This is a genomic window from Actinomadura sp. GC306 (assembly GCF_004348665.1).
Lineage (GTDB): Bacteria > Actinomycetota > Actinomycetes > Streptosporangiales > Streptosporangiaceae > Spirillospora.
This window is the reverse complement of the sequence record NZ_SMKM01000471.1, coordinates 1-2,275: the sequence shown is the minus strand read 5'-3', so window position 1 is coordinate 2,275 and position 2,275 is coordinate 1. Positions and strand designations below refer to the sequence as shown.

At 72.8% G+C, this 2,275-nt stretch carries 2 protein-coding genes; one reads left to right on the top strand and one right to left on the bottom strand.

Features of this window, described 5'->3' with window-relative positions:
• Positions 1-973, bottom strand: a 973-nt coding sequence (gene uvrC, locus E1200_RS32695) for an excinuclease ABC subunit UvrC (RefSeq protein ID WP_131956460.1), incomplete at its 3' end; no start/stop codon positions are given.
• A gap of 184 nt (positions 974-1,157) precedes the next feature.
• Between uvrC and E1200_RS32690 the strand changes: the two genes are divergently transcribed.
• Positions 1,158-2,275 (top strand): mechanosensitive ion channel domain-containing protein (locus E1200_RS32690; RefSeq protein ID WP_131956458.1); only part of this gene is annotated, 1,118 nt, incomplete at its 3' end.

Sequence of the window (2,275 nt, the reverse complement as noted above, 5' to 3'; positions counted from 1 at the left end):
GGAGGGCCGGGACGAGCACCTCGCGCGGCACCGACTCGCTCTCGCCGTAGACCTGGATGAGGAAGTGCTCGACCAGGTCGGCGGTGGTGACGTCCTCGACCTTGTCGACCACCCAGCCGCGCTGCCCGCGAATCCGGCCGCCGCGCACGTAGAAGACCTGGACGGCCGCCTCCAGCTCGTCCTCGGCGAAGGCGATCATGTCGCAGTCGGTGCTGTCGGGCAGGACGACCGCCTGCTTCTCCAGGGCGCGCTCCAAGGCGCGGATGTCGTCGCGGAGGCGGGCGGCGCGCTCGTACTCCTGAGCGGCGGCGGCCTCGCGCATGTCGCGTTCGAGGCGCTTGATGAACCGGGTGGTGTGGCCCGCCATGAAGTCGCAGAAGTCCTCGGCGAGCAGGCGGTGCTCGTCCGGGGAGACGCGGCCGACGCACGGCGCCGAGCACTTGCCGATGTCGCCGAGCAGGCAGGGGCGGCCGAGCTGGTGCTGCCGCTTGAACACGCCGGCGCTGCACGTCCGGACGGGGAACACGCGCAGCAGCTGGTCGACCGTCTCCCGGATCGCCCACGCGTGGGAGTACGGCCCGAAGTAGCGCACGCCCTTGCGTTTGGCGCCCCGCATCACCATCACCCTCGGGAAGTCCTCGTCCAGGGTGACGGCGAGGTACGGATAGGACTTGTCGTCGCGGTAGCGGACGTTGAACCGCGGGTCGAACTCCTTGATCCAGGAGTACTCCAGCTGGAGGGCCTCGACCTCGGTGGCGACGACCGTCCAGTCGACGCGGGCGGCGGTGCGCACCATCGTCTGGGTGCGGGGGTGCAGTGCGGAGAAGTCGGCGAAGTAGGAGTTCAGCCGCTGGCGCAGGCTCTTCGCCTTGCCCACGTAGATGACCCGGCCGTGCTCGTCGCGGAAGCGGTACACGCCGGGCGATTCCGGGATGGAGCCCGGTGCGGGTCGGTAGGTCGCCGGATCAGCCACGCCCTTGAGCCTAGTCGGCGGGGACGACACGCCGTGCCCGCCGGCGCACCCGTCAGGGGCCGGGGCCCGCGGGTGACGGAGATCTCCCGCCGGGCCGGGGTGATGCGCGGGGCGTCGGAAAGGCAGAATCAAACGCACGTATCGTGCAGGAAGATCGTCGCAGCCCGAGGGGGTCGTCGCACCGGTGTCCGCGTTCTGGGGATGGTTCATCCTGGCCGCCGTCGTCGGCACGTCCGCGATCGTCGTGGAGGCGGGCCGGCGGCTGCTGGCCGGCCGGCTGTCGGCGCGCTGGCCGGGCGCCGGACGCGTCGCCCGGCGCGTCGCCGCGCCGGCGTTCGCGTTCGCGGCGGTCGTCAGCTCCAACGCGGCGATGCCGTACCACCTGCTGGGCGACGGCGCGGAGGGCGCCGTCCGGCACGTGCTGCGGATCGCGGCGATCGGCGCCAGCACCTGGCTGCTGCTGCGGATCGTCTACGCGCTGAGCGATCCGCCGCTGGAGCGGCTGATGCACATCGAGGGCGAGCGCAACCGGCGGGCCCGGCGGGTGCGCACCCAGATGCTGCTGCTGCGTCGCATCGCCGCCGTGGTGATCGTGGTCCTGGCGGTGGGCGCCGCGCTGTTCACCTTCCCCGGCGTCCGCGCGATCGGCGCCGGGGTGCTGGCGTCGGCGGGCGTCGCCGGGCTGGTCGTCGGCATCGCGGCCCGGCCGACGCTGGGCAACCTGCTCGCCGGGCTGCAGTTGGCGTTCAGCGACGCGCTGCGGCTGGACGACGTCGTCGTCGTGCAGGGCAACTGGGGCCGGGTCGAGGAGCTGACGCTGTCGTACGTCGTCCTGCGCCTCTGGGACGACCGCCGCATGATCTACCCGGTGTCGCATTTCACCGAGCAGCCGTTCGAGAACTGGACCCGGCATTCCAGCCGGCTGCTCGGCTCGGTCGAGCTGCACGTCGACTGGTCCGTGCCGGTCGACGAGCTGCGCCGCGAGCTGTACTCCGCGCTGCGGGAGAACCCGCTGTGGGACCGCCGGGAGTGGATCCTGCAGGTGGTCGACGTGCAGCCGAACGGGCTGGTCACGCTGCGGGCGCTGATGAGCGCCGCCGACTCGGCCAGCACCTGGGACCTGCGCTGCGACATGCGCGAGCACCTGGTCGCCTACATCCGCGAGAACCACCCGGACGCGCTCCCCCGCTTCCGCGTCGGCGACCCGGACGCGGCCGGCGGCTCCCCGAACGGCGCCTCTCCCGAGCGCGGGCGCGCGGACGGCCGTCCCGCGGACGGCCGGAAGGCGGCGGACCGGGAGGT